Source organism: Pseudomonas sp. Pseusp49 (genome assembly GCF_059491875.1).
In genome coordinates, this window is record NZ_CP168514.1 from 2177209 (window position 1) to 2193590 (window position 16382).

Annotated in this window: 12 protein-coding genes; 10 read left to right on the forward strand and 2 right to left on the reverse strand. The window is 61.3% G+C overall.

The window, feature by feature from the left end; all coding sequences use genetic code 11:
• Positions 1-67 precede the first annotated feature (67 nt).
• Positions 68-514, forward strand: coding sequence for an Hsp20 family protein (locus tag ACEN83_RS09750; protein ID WP_218474865.1), 447 nt, complete (start codon positions 68-70; stop codon positions 512-514).
• A gap of 141 nt (positions 515-655) precedes the next feature.
• On the opposite strand, the gene ACEN83_RS09755 is transcribed toward ACEN83_RS09750, so the two are convergent.
• Positions 656-3934, reverse strand: a complete 3279-nt coding sequence (locus tag ACEN83_RS09755; RefSeq protein ID WP_495580123.1) for a PAS domain S-box protein — start codon at positions 3932-3934, stop codon at positions 656-658.
• A 67-nt stretch (positions 3935-4001) separates the two neighbouring features.
• On the reverse strand, positions 4002-4892 hold the full coding sequence (locus tag ACEN83_RS09760; RefSeq protein WP_007975654.1) for a LysR family transcriptional regulator: 891 nt from the start codon (positions 4890-4892) through the stop codon (positions 4002-4004).
• A gap of 148 nt (positions 4893-5040) precedes the next feature.
• On the opposite strand from ACEN83_RS09760, the gene leuC reads away from it, so the two are divergent.
• The 9 genes from leuC (at position 5041) to ACEN83_RS09805 (ending at position 16243) form a co-directional block, all read left to right on the forward strand.
• Positions 5041-6459, forward strand: a complete 1419-nt coding sequence (gene leuC / locus ACEN83_RS09765; RefSeq protein WP_116582040.1) for a 3-isopropylmalate dehydratase large subunit — start codon at positions 5041-5043, stop codon at positions 6457-6459.
• A gap of 10 nt (positions 6460-6469) precedes the next feature.
• A complete protein-coding gene (gene leuD / locus ACEN83_RS09770) occupies positions 6470-7114 on the forward strand; it encodes a 3-isopropylmalate dehydratase small subunit (protein ID WP_103395076.1) in 645 nt (214 codons plus the stop codon).
• A 147-nt stretch (positions 7115-7261) separates the two neighbouring features.
• Entirely contained in the window at positions 7262-8029 is a 768-nt protein-coding gene (locus ACEN83_RS09775; protein ID WP_495580124.1) for a class I SAM-dependent methyltransferase, read from the forward strand.
• A 51-nt stretch (positions 8030-8080) separates the two neighbouring features.
• Positions 8081-9163, forward strand: coding sequence for a 3-isopropylmalate dehydrogenase (leuB, locus tag ACEN83_RS09780; RefSeq protein WP_007975659.1), 1083 nt, complete (start codon positions 8081-8083; stop codon positions 9161-9163).
• Positions 9164-9229: 66 nt separating this feature from the next.
• On the forward strand, positions 9230-10342 hold the full coding sequence (gene asd / locus ACEN83_RS09785) for an aspartate-semialdehyde dehydrogenase (protein WP_495580125.1): 1113 nt from the start codon (positions 9230-9232) through the stop codon (positions 10340-10342).
• 255 nt (positions 10343-10597) lie between these two features.
• Entirely contained in the window at positions 10598-11608 is a 1011-nt protein-coding gene (locus tag ACEN83_RS09790) for an aspartate-semialdehyde dehydrogenase (protein WP_495580126.1), read from the forward strand.
• A gap of 205 nt (positions 11609-11813) precedes the next feature.
• Positions 11814-14441 (forward strand): motility hub landmark protein FimV, encoded by a 2628-nt coding sequence (locus ACEN83_RS09795; RefSeq protein ID WP_495580127.1) that lies wholly within the window; start codon positions 11814-11816, stop codon positions 14439-14441.
• 287 nt (positions 14442-14728) lie between these two features.
• Positions 14729-15553, forward strand: a complete 825-nt coding sequence (gene truA / locus ACEN83_RS09800; RefSeq protein ID WP_032829430.1) for a tRNA pseudouridine(38-40) synthase TruA — start codon at positions 14729-14731, stop codon at positions 15551-15553.
• A 63-nt stretch (positions 15554-15616) separates the two neighbouring features.
• Positions 15617-16243: a phosphoribosylanthranilate isomerase gene (locus ACEN83_RS09805; RefSeq protein ID WP_007975664.1), complete on the forward strand. Its 627-nt coding sequence runs from the start codon at positions 15617-15619 to the stop codon at positions 16241-16243.
• Positions 16244-16382: the final 139 nt, after the last annotated feature.

Sequence of the window (16382 nt, forward strand, 5' to 3'; positions counted from 1 at the left end):
TACGCGATGCCGAATTCGGGTCGCGGAGACAAAAAACCTTGCTGATTGTTTTCAGGAGATTTGAATCATGGCTACTACATTTTCCATGGCCCCACTGTTCCGTTCCTCGGTAGGTTTCGACCGTTTCAACGACCTGTTCGAAACCGCCCTGCGCAATGAGCCAGGCAGCAGCTATCCACCCTATAACGTGGAAAAACATGGCGACGACCAGTACCGTATTGTCATCGCAGCGGCTGGTTTCCAGGAAGAAGACCTGGAGCTCGAAGTCGAGAAGGGTGTGCTGACCATCAGTGGCGGTAAACGCGACGCAAACGAAGACGTCACTTATCTGTATCAGGGCATTGCGCAGCGTGCCTTCAAACTGTCCTTCCGTCTGGCGGACCACATCGAGATCAAGGCTGCCGGCCTGAGCAACGGTCTGTTGAGCATCGACCTGCTGCGGGTGATTCCGGAAGAGGCGAAAGCCAAGCGCATCCCGATCAACGGGGTGCAAAAACCGGCTCTGCAACACTGAGTCCGGGCACAAAAAAGGGCGCCATCGGCGCCCTTTTTTTTGTGCCCTGTAGGAGCTGCCGAAGGCTGCGATCTTTTGATTTTGTTTTTTAAGATCAAGATCAAAAGATCGCAGCCTGCGGCAGCTCCTACAGGGTTTGCGTTATTTCAGGAGTTTCTGGAACTCTTCCACCGGCAACGGCGGGCTGTGCAAATACCCTTGGTAGAAGTGGCACTCCAGCCCCTGCAGGAACTCAAGCTGCTCCGCTGTTTCCACCCCTTCGGCAATCACCTTCAAATCCAGGCTGCGGGCCATGGCGACGATGGCGCGGATGATCTCGGCGTCGTTCGGGTCGCTGGTGGCGTCGCGGATGAACGACTGGTCGATTTTCAGGGTGTCGACCGGCAGGCGCTTGAGGTAGGTCAGTGAGGAATAGCCGGTGCCGAAGTCGTCCATGGCGAAGCTCACGCCGAGTTTCTTCAGGCGGCGCATTTTGCTGATGGTGTCTTCCAGGTTCTGGATCACGATGCCTTCGGTGATTTCCAGTTTCAGCAACGAGCAGGGCAGCCCATAGGTGGCGAGGCTGTTTTCAACGCGTTCAACGAAATCGTTCTGGCGGAACTGGCGCGGGCTGATGTTCACGCACAGGCTGAATTTGTACGGGTTCACCACGCCTCGGTCGATCAATTGCTTGAAGGCCTGGCAGGCTTCGTCGAGGATCCAGGTGCCGACCTCCAGGATCAGTCCGCTGTCTTCCAGCACCTTGATGAACTCGGTGGGTGACTGTGCGCCGAGTTCCGGGTGATTCCAGCGCACCAGGGCCTCGGCGCCGACGATGCGGTCGCCCCGGGCGTCGACCTGGGGTTGGTAATGCACGCGAAACTCGCCTCGGGACAGGGCCAGGCGAAGGTCGGTTTCCATGCGCAGGCGTTCGCTCGCGGCCTTCTGCATGGTGTTGTGGTACATCTGCGCGGTATTGCGCCCCGAGTCCTTGGCGCGATAGAGCGCGATGTCGGCGCGCTTGAGCAGGTCGGTCGGGGTCGAGCCGTGATCGGGGATCAGCGCAATGCCGATGCTGGGCGTCACTTGCAGGCGCTGGCCGTCGAGGAACATCGGCTCGGACAGCAGCTCGCGGAGGGTGTCGGCCAGTTCGCGAACCTGATCGCTGACTTCGCTGCGCGAGCCTTCGAGACCGCTGAGCAGCACCACGAATTCGTCGCCACCCAGGCGCGCAACGGTGTCCTCCATGCGCACGCTGGCCTCCAGGCGCGCGGTGATGATTTTCAGCACGGTATCGCCCACCGGGTGCCCGAGGGAGTCGTTGATGTGCTTGAAATGGTCGAGGTCGAGGAACATCAGCGCGCCGCGCAGGTTGTGCCGTTTGAGCAGAGCGATCTGCTGGCTCAGGCGGTCCATCAGCAACGCACGGTTGGGCAGGTTGGTCAGTGGGTCGTGGTAGGCCAGGTGGCGAATCTGCGCTTCGGCGTTTTTCAGCAGGCTCACGTCCCGTGCGGTCAACAGCAGGCAGGCGGTTTCGTTGAGGGTGATCGGCTCCACCGAGACTTCGACGGTGAGCAGTTCGCCGCGCTTGTTGCGCCCGAGCATTTCCTGGTGATGAACCCGGCCCTTGATCTGCAATTCGGCCAGCAGCGCCGAGCGTTGTTTTTCTTCTGCCCAGATCCCGACCTGGTACACCGTACGGCCCACCACTTCCTCGGCGCGGTAGCCGGTCAGGCGGCAGAAACCGTCGTTGACCTCCAGATAGCGGCCGGTGTCGCGCTCGGTGATGGTGATGGCGTCGGGGCTGGAGTGGAAGGCCTTGGCAAACTTCTCTTCACTGGCCTTGAGCGCCGCTTCCGAGCGTTGTTGCTGGGTGATGTCGCGCAGCGTGGTGACGATGCAGGGCTGGTCGCCGACGCTGATCTGACGGCTGGAAATCACGCAGGTCAGGGCCTGTCCGTCCTTGTGCTGGACCAGTATGGCGACATTGTTCAGGCCTTGTTCGCGGATCACTTGTTCGATCCGTCGCAGGCTTTTCGCCGAGGCGTCCCACAAGCCGATTTCGTCGGCGCTGCGGCCGATCACATCGGCGGTGCTCCAGCCGAAGGTCTGGGTGAAGCTGGAGTTGATTTCGATGAACTGGCCGCTGTCCTGGTGGGTGACGCAGATCGGATCGGGGCTGACCTGGAACAGCGTGGCGAATTTTTCTTCGGAGGCCACCAGCCGTTGTTCGCGCTCCACCTGGTCGGTGATGTCGAGCAAGGTGCCGGCCATGCGCACCGGCACGCCGTTGTCATCGCGGTAGAGGCGGGCGCGGCTTTCCAGGTAGCGTGAACTGCCGTCGGGCAATTGCACGCGGTAGGTCAATTGATAGTTGCCGGCCGGGCCTTCGCGCAGGCTGCGGTAGGCGTCGCGCATGGTGTCGCGCTCTTCGCCGGGCACGCCCTCGAAAAACGCGTCGAAGGATTCGTGAAAGGGTTTGGCTTCCAGGCCGTGCAGTTGGGCGGCCCGTGCCGATCCGTAGAGCATGCCGCTGGGAATGTGCCAGTCCCAGGTACCGAGTTGCGCCGAATCCAGGGCCAGGTCGAGGCGTTCCTGGCTGTCCTTGAGGGCGTGTTCGGCGGCTTTGCGTTCGGTGGTGTCGAGGAAGGTGCTCAGCAGATAGGGCTGGCCTTCGAGCTCGACTTTTTGCGCACTGAGGATGCCGTCATGGATCTGGCCGTTGCTGGCGCGGAACTGCACTTCCATGCTGACCAGGTCGCCTTTGGCTTTAGTGGCCTTGACCAGATCGGCTCGTTGCTCGGGGTGTACCCAGAGCCCCAGTTCCAGGGTGGTGCGGCCGATCGCGTTTTGCACCGGCCAACCGAACAGGCTTTCGAAATACTGGTTGGCTTCGGTAATCAGGCCGTCTTCCTGACGAGTCAGCAGAACCATGTTCGGGCACAGGTGAAACAGGGTGGCGAAGCGTTTTTCCGAGCTGCTCAACGCCTGCTCACGCTGGCGCTGGTGAGTGATCTCGCGGATCACGCCGATCATCCGCGGCCGGCCATGCTTGTCCGGCAACAGGCTGCCGCTGATTTCCAGCCAGTGCAGGCTGCCGTCGGGCCAACGGATGCGGTGGTGCATGGCCTGCTCCAGCGGCGCACCGCCGATGACCGCGTGAAAGGCACGAACTGTTTTGGCGCGATCCTCTGGCGGCAGCAGGTCGAGGTATTCCAGGTCATGGGGCAGCGGTTGCCGTGGATCGAAGCCGAACAGCGCCTGCGTACCCCGGGACCAGCTGATCTGCCCGCGCTCGATGTCCCAATACCAGGCGCCCAGGCGCGCTCCGTTGAGCGCGGCGAGCAATTGCGAGGCGCTTTCCCAGCTCTGTTCGGAGCTTTTCGGATCAATTGCCTGGATACGCGGCATCGGCGGAATACGGTCTACAGATTTCGGCATTGGCAAGCCTTGGGCTGGTGTTGGGCGTTTGTTGCAGGTATTCGCGGCTCTATAGGAGTAGCACAAGTTAGCCTTGAGTCCCTGGCAGATCGAGTTGAGCGTCCAGCAAGGCCATGAAGGCCCGCGCAGCATTCGACAGCGTCCTTTCCGTGTGCAGGATATAGCCTAGCTGGCGAGTGAGCTGTATGCCCGGCAAAGGTATGCGCGCCACCTGGTCGTCGAGCATGGTGCGCGGCAAGACACTCCAGGCCAGACCGATCGAGACCATCATCTTGATGGTTTCCAGGTAGTTGGTACTCATGGCGATGTTGGGCGTCAGGCCCTGGGCTTCAAACAGCCGTTGCACGATGTGGTGGGTAAAGGTGTTGCCGCCGGGGAAAACCGCCGGGTGTCGGGCGATGTCCGCCAGGCTGACCTTGCCGTTGTTGAGCAGTGAGTGCTCCGGGGCGACCACGAAATCCAGCGGGTCGTCCCACACCGGGGTGGCCTTGACCAATGTGTGGGGCTCCGGTGCGAGGGTGATGACCGCCAGTTCGGCGCGGCCATGGAGAATTTCCTCGTAGGCCACTTCCGAATCGAGGAACTGAATATCCAGCGCCACTTGCGGGTAGCGTCGGGTGAATTCCCTTAATAAGGGTGGCAGACGGTGCAGGCCGATGTGGTGACTGGTGGCCAGGGTCAGGCGGCCGGTCACTTCGCCGGTGAGGTTGGTCAGGGCGCGGCGCGTATCATCCAGCACATTGAGAATCTGATAGGCCCGCGGCAGCAGGGCGCGCCCGGCCTCGGTCAAGCCCACTTCACGGCCCAGGCGATCGAACAGCCGCACCTTCAATTGCTGCTCCAGTCCGGCGATGCGCTTGCTGATGGCCGGCTGGGTCAGGTGCAGCCGTTCACCTGCGCCGGAGAAACTTCCTGTCTCGGCAATGGCAATAAAAGCATTGAGGTTGGCCAGGTCCATGTTTGTATTCCAGTTGGTTATCCAAAGCATAAAAAATATGAATTTGAGTTATTTAATGTAACCCCATAGGATCGACCTCACAAGCCAAGGGGTTATTGAATCGCTCAAGACCCAGGGCATAGAAACAAGCTGATGAGGAAACCGTCTGATGGCCGGCAAAACGCTCTACGACAAGCTCTGGGATTCGCATTTGGTCAAGCAGCGCGACGATGGCTCTGCGCTGATCTACATCGATCGTCACATCATCCACGAAGTGACTTCGCCGCAAGCCTTCGAAGGCCTGCGTCTGGCCGGGCGCAAGCCATGGCGCATCGATGCCAACATCGCGACCCCGGACCACAACGTACCGACCACCCCGGAGCGCAAGGGCGGCATCGACGCCATCGTTGACCAGGTCTCGCGCCTGCAAGTCCAGACCCTCGATGACAACTGCGATGAATACGGCATTGTCGAATTCAAGATGAACGACGTTCGCCAGGGCATCGTCCACGTCATCGGCCCGGAGCAGGGCGCCACCTTGCCGGGCATGACCGTGGTCTGCGGCGACTCCCACACCTCGACCCACGGCGCATTCGGCGCATTGGCCCACGGTATCGGCACTTCCGAGGTCGAGCATGTGCTCGCCACCCAGTGCCTGGTCGCCAAGAAAATGAAGAACATGCTGGTGCGCGTCGAAGGCCAATTGCCGTTCGGCGTGACCGCCAAGGACATCGTGCTCGCCGTGATCGGCAAGATCGGCACCGCCGGCGGTAACGGTCACGCCATCGAATTCGCCGGCAGTGCGATTCGCGACCTGTCCGTGGAAGGTCGCATGACCATCTGCAACATGGCCATCGAAGCCGGCGCTCGCGTAGGCCTGGTGGCTGCAGACGAAAAGACTGTGGAATACGTCAAGGGTCGTCCGTTCGCGCCGAAAGGCGCGGAGTGGGACCTGGCCGTCGAAGCCTGGAAAGACCTGGTGTCTGACACCGACGCCAGTTTCGACACCGTGGTCGAGCTCGACGCGACGCAAATCAAGCCGCAGGTCAGCTGGGGCACCTCGCCGGAAATGGTCCTGGCGGTCGACCAGAACGTGCCGGATCCTGCGAAGGAAATGGACCTGGTCAAGCGTGATTCCATCGTCCGTGCCTTGAAGTACATGGGTTTGACCGCCAACCAGGCGATCACCGACATTCAGCTCGACCGCGTGTTCATCGGTTCCTGCACCAACTCGCGGATCGAAGACCTGCGCGCCGCCGCGGTGATCGCCAAGGGCCGCAAAGTGGCCTCGACCATCAAGCAGGCCATCGTCGTTCCGGGCTCGGGCCTGGTGAAGGCTCAGGCCGAATCGGAAGGCCTGGACAAGATTTTCCTCGAAGCCGGTTTCGAATGGCGTGAGCCGGGTTGCTCGATGTGCCTGGCGATGAACCCGGACCGTTTGGAAAGTGGCGAGCATTGCGCCTCGACCTCCAACCGTAACTTCGAAGGCCGTCAGGGCGCCGGTGGCCGTACCCACCTCGTCAGCCCGGCCATGGCCGCGGCCGCTGCCGTAAACGGTCGTTTCGTCGACGTCCGTGAATTGATTTAAGGAGCGCAGCATGAAAGCTTTTACCCAGCACACTGGACTTGTCGCGCCTTTGGATCGTGCCAACGTCGACACCGACCAGATCATCCCGAAGCAGTTCTTGAAGTCGATCAAGCGCACCGGTTTTGGCCCGAACCTGTTCGATGAATGGCGTTACCTGGATGTGGGGCAGCCGTACCAGGACAACTCCAAGCGTCCGCTGAACAAGGACTTCGTCCTCAATGCCGAGCGTTACCAGGGCGCCAGCGTGTTGCTGGCCCGTGAGAACTTCGGTTGCGGCTCCAGCCGTGAACACGCGCCGTGGGCGCTGGAAGAGTACGGTTTCCGCAGCATCATCGCGCCGAGCTATGCCGACATCTTCTTCAACAACAGCTTCAAGAACGGCTTGCTGCCGATCATCCTGAGCGATGCTGAAGTCGACGAACTGTTCCAGCAGGTCGAAGCCAATCCGGGTTATCAGTTGCAGGTCGATCTGCAAGCCCAGACCGTGACCCGCCCTGACGGCAAGGTGTTGAGCTTTGAAATCGATGCGTTCCGCAAACACTGCCTGCTCAACGGCCTGGACGATATCGGCCTGACCTTGCAGGACGGCGATGCGATTGCAACGTTTGAAGCCAAGCACCGTGCGAGCCAGCCGTGGTTGTTTCGCGATGCGTGATTGATCAGAAATTGATGTAGGCAGGGCCGGCCTCTTCGCGAGCAAGCCCGCTCCCACATTTTGAAATGCGTTCCAATGTGGGAGCGGGCTTGCTCGCGAAGACGGCAGACCAGACAACGCAAGGCTCACACCTAAAAGGAAGTCCCCATGACCAGCACCGCCCAGCACAGCCAGGTAGTCCAAAAGCAATTCGGTGAACAGGCAGCCGCCTACCTGAGCAGCGCCGTACACGCTCAAGGCACCGAATTCGCGCTGCTACAGGCTGAACTGGCGGGGCAGGGCGATGCCCGGGTCCTGGACCTGGGTTGCGGCGCCGGTCACGTGAGTTTCCACGTAGCGCCGCTGGTCAAGGAAGTGGTGGCCTACGACCTGTCGCAACAGATGCTCGATGTGGTGACGGCTGCCGCTGCCGAGCGTGGTTTGAGTAACGTGACCACGGTCAACGGTGCCGCCGAGCGCCTGCCGTTCGCCGATGGCGAATTCGATTTCGTCTTCAGCCGCTATTCGGCGCACCATTGGAGCGATCTGGGCGTGGCCCTGCGCGAAGTGCGGCGGGTGTTGAAACCGGGTGGCGTGGCGGCATTTGTCGACGTGTTGTCACCGGGCAGTCCGTTGTTCGACACTTACCTGCAAAGCGTCGAAGTGCTGCGCGACACCAGCCATGTGCGCGATTATTCCGCCGGTGAGTGGCTGCGCCAGGTCAGCGAGGCGGGGTTGTACACCCGCAGTACCACCCGTCAGCGCTTGCGACTGGAGTACAACAGCTGGGTCGAGCGCATGCGCACCCCTGAAGTGATGCGCGCGGCGATCCGCCAGTTGCAGCAGTCGATGGGTCATGAAGTACGCGAATATTTTGAGATTGAGGCCGATGGTTCGTTCAGTACCGATGTGCTGGTATTGATGGCCGAGCGATAGAATTTTTCCGGGAGCGCCCCAGGGCGCACCGACTGATGACATGAGGAAAGCATGAGCAAGCAGATTCTGATTCTCCCAGGTGACGGTATTGGCCCGGAAATCATGGCCGAAGCGGTCAAGGTCCTGGAGCTGGCCAGTGACAAGTTCTCTCTGGGCTTCGAGCTGAGCCACGACGTGATCGGTGGCGCGGCTATCGACAAGCACGGCGTGCCTTTGGCCGATGAAACCCTGGAACGTGCCCGCGCGGCCGATGCCGTGTTGCTGGGCGCCGTTGGCGGCCCGAAATGGGACACCATCGAGCGTGACATCCGCCCTGAGCGCGGCCTGTTGAAAATCCGCGCGCAACTGGGCCTGTTCGGCAACCTGCGTCCGGCGATCCTGTACCCGCAACTGGCCGAGGCTTCCAGCCTGAAGCCGGAAATCGTTTCCGGGCTGGACATCCTGATCGTTCGCGAACTGACCGGCGGCATCTACTTCGGCGCACCGCGTGGCACCCGAACCCTGGAAAACGGTGAGCGTCAGTCCTACGACACCCTGCCGTACAGCGAAAGCGAAATCCGCCGTATCGCCCGTGTCGGCTTCGACATGGCCATGGTCCGCGGCAAAAAGCTGTGCTCGGTGGACAAGGCCAACGTACTGGCGTCCAGCCAGTTGTGGCGTGAAGTGGTCGAGCAAGTGGCCAAGGATTATCCTGAAGTCGAACTGAGCCACATGTACGTCGACAACGCCGCCATGCAGCTGGTGCGTGCCCCGAAGCAGTTCGACGTGATCGTCACCGACAACATGTTCGGCGACATCCTGTCCGACCAGGCGTCGATGCTCACGGGTTCCATCGGCATGCTGCCGTCGGCGTCCCTGGACACCAACAACAAGGGCATGTACGAGCCGTGCCACGGTTCGGCGCCGGACATCGCGGGCAAGGGCATTGCCAACCCGCTGGCGACCATTTTGTCGGTGTCGATGATGCTGCGTTACAGCTTCAATCAGCAGGCTGCCGCCGATGCCATCGAGAAAGCCGTGAGCCTGGTGCTCGATCAGGGCTTGCGCACGGGCGACATCTGGTCGGCCGGTTGCACTAAAGTCGGTACGCAGGAAATGGGTGACGCAGTAGTCGCCGCGCTGCGGAATCTGTAATCTCTCGGGCCCGCTGCCAAATTCAAGACAAGGCAGCGGCCCACATTTCAAGAAGGTGTAGTTGCGATGAAACGTGTAGGTCTGATCGGTTGGCGCGGTATGGTCGGTTCCGTGCTCATGCAGCGGATGCTGGAAGAGCAGGATTTCGATCTTATCGAGCCGGTGTTTTTCACCACTTCCAATGTCGGTGGCCAAGGCCCGTCCGTGGGCAAGGACATTGCTCCGCTCAAGGACGCTTACAGCATTGAAGAGCTGAAAACCCTCGACGTGATTCTGACCTGCCAGGGTGGCGACTACACCAGCGAAGTCTTCCCCAAGCTGCGCGAAGCCGGCTGGCAGGGTTACTGGATCGACGCCGCTTCCAGCCTGCGCATGCAGGATGACGCGGTGATCGTGCTGGACCCGGTGAACCGCAAGGTCATCGACCAGCAGCTCGATGCCGGCACCAAGAACTACATCGGCGGCAACTGCACCGTCAGCCTGATGCTGATGGGCCTCGGTGGCCTGTTCGAAGCGGGCCTGGTGGAGTGGATGAGCGCCATGACCTATCAGGCGGCCTCCGGTGCCGGCGCGCAGAACATGCGTGAACTGATCAAGCAGATGGGCGCGACCCACTCTGCTGTCGCCGATCAACTGGCCGATCCGGCCAGCGCGATCCTCGACATCGACCGTCGTGTGGCCGAAGCCATGCGCAGCGACGCGTACCCGACCGAAAACTTCGGCGTACCGCTGGCCGGCAGCCTGATCCCGTGGATCGACAAGGAACTGCCGAACGGTCAAAGCCGTGAAGAGTGGAAGGCCCAGGCCGAGACCAACAAGATCCTCGGTCGCTTCAAGAGCCCGATCCCGGTGGATGGCATCTGCGTGCGCATCGGCGCCATGCGCTGCCACAGCCAGGCGTTGACCATCAAGCTGAACAAAGACGTGCCGATCGCCGATATCGAAGGGTTGATCAGCCAGCACAACCCTTGGGTCAAGCTGGTGCCGAACAGCCGCGAGACCAGCATTCAGGAGCTAAGCCCGAACAAGGTCACCGGCACCCTGAACATCCCGGTTGGCCGTCTGCGCAAGCTGAACATGGGCTCGCAGTTCGTCGGCGCGTTCACCGTCGGCGACCAGTTGCTGTGGGGCGCGGCCGAACCGCTGCGTCGCATGCTGCGGATCCTGCTCGAGCGTTGATCGACTGATGCAATGAAAGAACCCGCGCCTTGAAAGAGGCGCGGGTTTTTTTATCCCTGACTGTCTGACGTTTATGTGTTGCCCGTACCGGCCTCTTCGCGGGCAAGCCCGCTCCCACAGGGTTCAGCGCGATCCTTGTGGGAGCGGGCTTGCTCGCGAAGGGGCCATCACAGGCACCACAAGGCCCGGCAGAATTGCCTGCATGCCAGTCACCCGGTAAAGTGCCGCTCCCCCCGTTTCGCCAGAGGCCAAGCCATGAACCAGTCCATTGATATTGCCGTGATCGGCGCCACCGGTACTGTCGGCGAAACACTCGTGCAGATTCTCGAAGAGCGCGATTTCCCGATCGGCACCCTTCATCTGTTGGCCAGCAGCGAGTCGGCCGGCAGTTCCGTACCCTTTCGCGGCAAGAACGTGCGGGTCCGGGAAGTCGATGAGTTCGACTTCAGCAAGGTGCAGTTGGCATTTTTTGCCGCCGGCCCGGCTGTTTCCTTGAGTTTTGCTTCCCGTGCGACCGATGCCGGTTGCTCGGTGATCGATCTGTCCGGTGCGCTGCCGGCGGATAAGGCGCCGCAGGTCGTGCCTGAGGCCAACGCTCAGGTGTTGGCGGGCTTGAAAAAGCCGTTTCTGGTCAGCGCTCCAAGTCCGTCGGCTACCACGCTGGCGGTGGTGCTAGCGCCGCTGATGGATGTGCTCGATTTGCAGCGCGTCAGCCTGACCGCCAGCCTGGCGGTATCGGCCCAAGGCCGTGAAGCCGTGAGCGAGCTCGCCCGGCAAACCGCTGAACTGCTGAATGTGCGGCCGCTGGAGCCGAAATTCTTTGATCGGCAGATGGCCTTCAACCTGTTGGCCCAGGTTGGCAAGCCGGACGAACAAGGTCATACGCTGCTGGAAAAACGCCTGGTGCGTGAGCTGCGTCAGGTCATGGCGCTGCCTGCATTGAAGATTTCCGTCACTTGCATTCAAGCCCCGGTGTTTTTTGGCGATAGCTATAGCGTGACCCTGCAGTGCGCAAGCGACATTGATTTGGCCAAAGTCAATGCTGCGTTGGAAGACGCGCCCGGCATCGAGCTGGTCGAGGCGGGCGATTACCCGACCCCGGTAGGTGACGCGGTAGGCCAGGATGTGGTCTACGTGGGGCGGGTTCGCCAGGGTATCGACGACCTGTCGGAACTTAATTTGTGGCTGACGTCAGATAACGTACGCAAAGGCGCCGCGCTCAACGCTGTGCAGCTGGCTGAGTTGTTGATTAAAGACCTGCTGTAAAAGATACTTTGCAACAATTTGTCGAATGATTCCGCGCGAGCCTATGCTTGCCGGAGCGCTGAAGGCGAGCCACTCTGCGGGGCTTTGCGGGGCATCAATCAAATGATCGCGCGCGACAACCTTCGTCGTTGCACGCAATGCCTTACGGCGGCGGCTATCAATATCTTCTCGCTGGCCGAGGAATGTTCAAACTAAGGATGAGCTAATGGTTCAAGTTCGCAAACTGGTGTTAGCAATAGCGGCCGCCTCGGCGCTGTCCTCCGGTATGGCGCATGCCCTCGGGCTCGGGGAACTGACCCTGAAATCGACGCTCAACCAGCCGCTGGTGGCGGAAATCGAGCTGCTCGATGTCAAGGACCTCACCGCTGCCGAATTGGTGCCGAGCCTGGCTTCGCCGGAAGATTTCGCCAAGGCCGGTGTCGACCGCCAGGCGTTTCTGAATGACTTGACCTTCACCCCGGTGCTTAACGCCAACGGCAAAAGCATCCTGCGCGTGACTTCCAGCAAGCCGCTCTCCGAGCCGATGGTGAAATTCCTGGTCCAGGTCATGTGGCCGAACGGCCGTTTGCTGCGCGACTACAGTGTGCTGCTCGATCCATCGAAATTCTCGTCGCAAACCGCCGAGGCGGCTGCGCAGCCTGCACCGACTTCAACCGTGGCTGCACCGGTCACCGGTGCGACCAAGCCATCGCAATACACCACCACGCCGCGCGATACCCTGTGGGAAATCGCCGCGAAGGCGCGTAATGGCGGTTCGATCCAGCAAACCATGCTGGCCATTCAGGCGCTGAACCCGGACGCCTTCATTGACGGCAACATCAACCGCCTGAAAACCGGCCAGGTGTTGCGTATGCCGGATCAGGCGCAGAGCACGAATCTGCCGCAACCCAAGGCCATCGCCGAAGTGGCTGCGCAGAACAAGGCCTGGCGTCAGGGGCGACGTTATGTCGCCAAGCCCGGGGCAGGGCAGCAGCAACTGGACGCCACCAATCGCGCTCGCTCCGATGTTGCTCTGGCTCAAGCGGCCAGCGACAAACTGAGCCTGGTGTCTGCCGAGTCCGGCAAGAATCGTGGCAAAGGGCCTGCTGGTGATGCCGTCGCCCTCAGCAACAAGCTGGCGGTGACTCAGGAAAGCCTCGACTCCAGTCGTCGTGATAACGCCGAACTGAAAAGCCGCATGGCCGACCTGCAAAGCCAGGTGGACAAGCTGCAGCGCCTGATCGAGCTGAAGAACAATCAACTGGCCAAGTTGCAGGCCGAGGGTGCGACTGGCGCAGCAGGCACCGCAACGGCTCCGGCAATGTCGGCCGAGCTGGCGCCCAATCCGGCTGCACCTGCTCCGGCAGACACTGCACCTGTGGCCGCGGCGCCCGAGGCAGCTCCGACTCCGGTCGGGCAACCTGTCGAGGCGACGCCGGCCGCATCCGACGATCAGAAATTCAATGAGTTGCTGAGCAATCCGGTGCTGCTGGGCCTGGTGGGTGGCGGTGCTGTCGTTCTGCTGCTCTTGCTGCTGTTGCTGGCGCGCCGCCGCAAAGCCCAGCAAGCAGCCGAGAAGCATCAGCGCATGGCGCGTGCGCTGGCCGAAGAACAGCCGTTCTCGGCCGATCTCGACCTGCCGGAAAGCAGCTTCGAAGGCCTGGAAGTTCCGTCGCCAAGCGTGAAGCTGGCCACTGCACCGACGCCAGCTCCTGCACCTGCGCCGGTCATTGCCCCGGTCGTGATGACCACGCCGATCGCCGCGCCCTTGGTGTCGCCGGCTGCCGAGCGTTCCGATGACGTGCTGGGCCAGGCTCAGTCGCACATCGATGCCGGTCGCCTGAACCAGGCTGCCGCGTTGCTGGAGGACGGCGTCAAGCGAGAGCCGCAGCGCAGCGATTTGCGCTTGAAGCTGATGGAAGTCTACGGCCAGCAAGGCGATCGCGATGCGTTCGTCGGCCAGGAGCGCAAGCTGGTGGCCAATGGCGACAACTTCGCCCAGGTGGAAAAGCTCAAAAGCCGCTTCCCGGCCATGGCGCTGGTGGCTGCCGGTGGCATCGCCGCAGCCGCCGTTGCGGCCGAGCTGGACGCGCAGTACGTCAAGGACCTGTTGCTCGATGAGCCGCCAGCACCTGCGCCGGAACCGATGCCGCTCGAGGATGACCTCGACAGCGCCTTCGACCTGAGTCTGGATGATCTGGACACGATCCAGCCAGTGGCGCCTGCACCTGCACCTGCACCTGCACCTGTACCGGAGCCTGAAGTGGAGGCTTTGGCGGATCTGGACGAATTCCCGCTGGATGACGATCTGAGTTTTGAGTCGGTGTTGCAGCAACAGACCGAAATCAAGGAAAACCTCGACGACCTGTCGGACTTCGACCTTGACCTGGATCTCGGTGCGCAACCGTCGCCGGCGATGTTGGCGGAAGATGATTTCCTGCTGGATCTGGATGAGGGCGTGAAGGATTTTCCAGTCGCCGAAACCCCGGCTGTTCCTGACGTTGCGCTGGATGATCTGGATCTGCCTGCCGACTTCGACCTGTCTCTGGCCGACGAAATGAGCACGCCGGATACGTTCGCCGCCGAGCTGGATGATGTCAACGCCGAGCTGGAAAGCCTGTCCAACAGCATCGGTGAGCCGACCTTTACCGAAGCCGATGCCGCACTGGATGGCGATGACGAGTTCGACTTCCTCTCGGGTACCGATGAAGCCGCTACCAAGCTCGATCTGGCCCAGGCCTATATCGACATGGGAGACAGCGACGGTGCCCGCGACATCCTCAATGAGGTCGTGAGCGAAGGCAGTGACGAGCAGAAGAGCGAAGCCAGGGAGATGCTTTCGCGTCTGGCTTGAGTGATCGTCAAGTTGTAAACGGAACGGCAGCCCGGTGAGGCTGCCGTTTTTGTTTGGGCGATGAATTGATGTCGTCTGCTGCGGCCTCTTCGCGGGCAAGTCGGATCGCCGCACCGCCGCTCCCACAGGGTCACACTGTACCTGTGGGAGCGGGCTTGCCCGCGAAGGGGCCGGAACAGTCAAAGGAGATCTCTCTGGTATCCCCGCCCGGTGGCCTTATAATGCCCGCCTTTGGTACATCATCAGGCTGTCCCTCCTTGGCAAATATAGATAACCCGGCCGCCGAAATGGCAGCCGACGGCTTTTTCCGGATCGCGCTGGGCGTTGAATACAAAGGCTCGCGCTACCGTGGCTGGCAGCGCCAGGCGTCCGGGGTGCTCACCGTGCAGGAAACCCTCGAAAACGCCTTGTCCAAAGTCGCCGACTCGCCCGTCTCGCTGATGTGCGCCGGGCGTACCGACGCCGGGGTGCATGCCTGCGGACAGGTGGTGCATTTCGATACCCAGGTCGAGCGTTCGATGAAGGCCTGGACCATGGGCGCCAACATCAACTTGCCCCACGACGTCAGTGTCAGTTGGGCCAAGGTCATGCCGGCGCACTTCCATGCGCGGTTCAAGGCCATTGCCCGGCGGTATCGCTACGTGATCTACAACGATCAGATCCGCCCCGCGCACCTGAACGAAGAAGTGACCTGGAACCACCGCCCGCTGGACGTCGAGCGCATGGCCGAGGCCGCTCAATACCTGCTCGGTACCCATGATTTCAGCGCTTTTCGTGCCGGCCAGTGCCAGGCCAAGTCGCCGATCAAGGAACTGCATCACCTGCGCGTCACCCGTCACGGCAAGATGATCGTGCTGGACATTCGCGCCAGCGCCTTCCTGCACCACATGGTGCGCAACATCGCCGGCGTGCTGATGACCATTGGCGCCGGTGAGCGTCCGGTGGAGTGGATGAAAGAGGTGCTGGAGAGCCGGATTCGCCGGACCGGTGGCGTGACGGCGCATCCATTCGGGTTGTATCTGGTGCAGGTCGAGTACCGTGACGAGTTCGAATTGCCAGAACGTTACATCGGTCCACACTTCCTGACCGGCTTCTCCGAACTTGGCGGCTGACGCCCTCGAACGCTTTTGTTACCATCCGGGACTTTCCCGGATTTGTCTTGGAGTTGTATCGACATGTCAGCCGTTCGCAGCAAGATCTGTGGGATTACCCGCATAGAGGATGCGTTGGCAGCCGTCGAGGCCGGGGCGGATGCCATCGGATTCGTGTTCTATGCCAAAAGCCCCCGTGCAGTGACGTTCCAGCAGGCGCGCTCGATCATCCAGGCGCTGCCGCCGTTCGTGACCACTGTGGGCCTGTTCGTCAATGCGAGCCGTTGCGAACTGGGCGAACTCCTCGACGCGGTGCCCCTGGACCTGCTGCAATTTCACGGCGATGAAAGCGCGGCGGATTGTGAAGGCTGGCACCGTCCGTACATCAAGGCGCTGCGGGTCAAGGCCGGGGATGACATCGCCGCGGCCTGTGATGCGTATGCCAGTGCCAGCGGTATCCTGCTCGACACCTATGTCGAAGGCGTTCCCGGAGGAACCGGTGAGGCGTTTGACTGGTCACTGATACCGCAAGGCTTGAGCAAGCCGATCATTCTGGCCGGCGGCCTGACACCGGATAACGTCGCCGAAGCGATAACCCGCGTCCGCCCCTATGCCGTGGATGTCAGTGGCGGGGTAGAGGCGAGCAAGGGCATCAAGGATCACGCAAAGGTCCAGGCATTTATCAAGGCGGTACGCGGTAGCACCTGTTGATGTGACGGCTGGCAGACTGCCGCCGTCCACTGCACTGTACAAAACGGCTGAGGGTCATGGGGTGGTACGCAGGTCACGTTTCGCTGATCCGGCCATTCACTGATCATCGCCGCACACATGAATTTAGCGCTAGGGCATA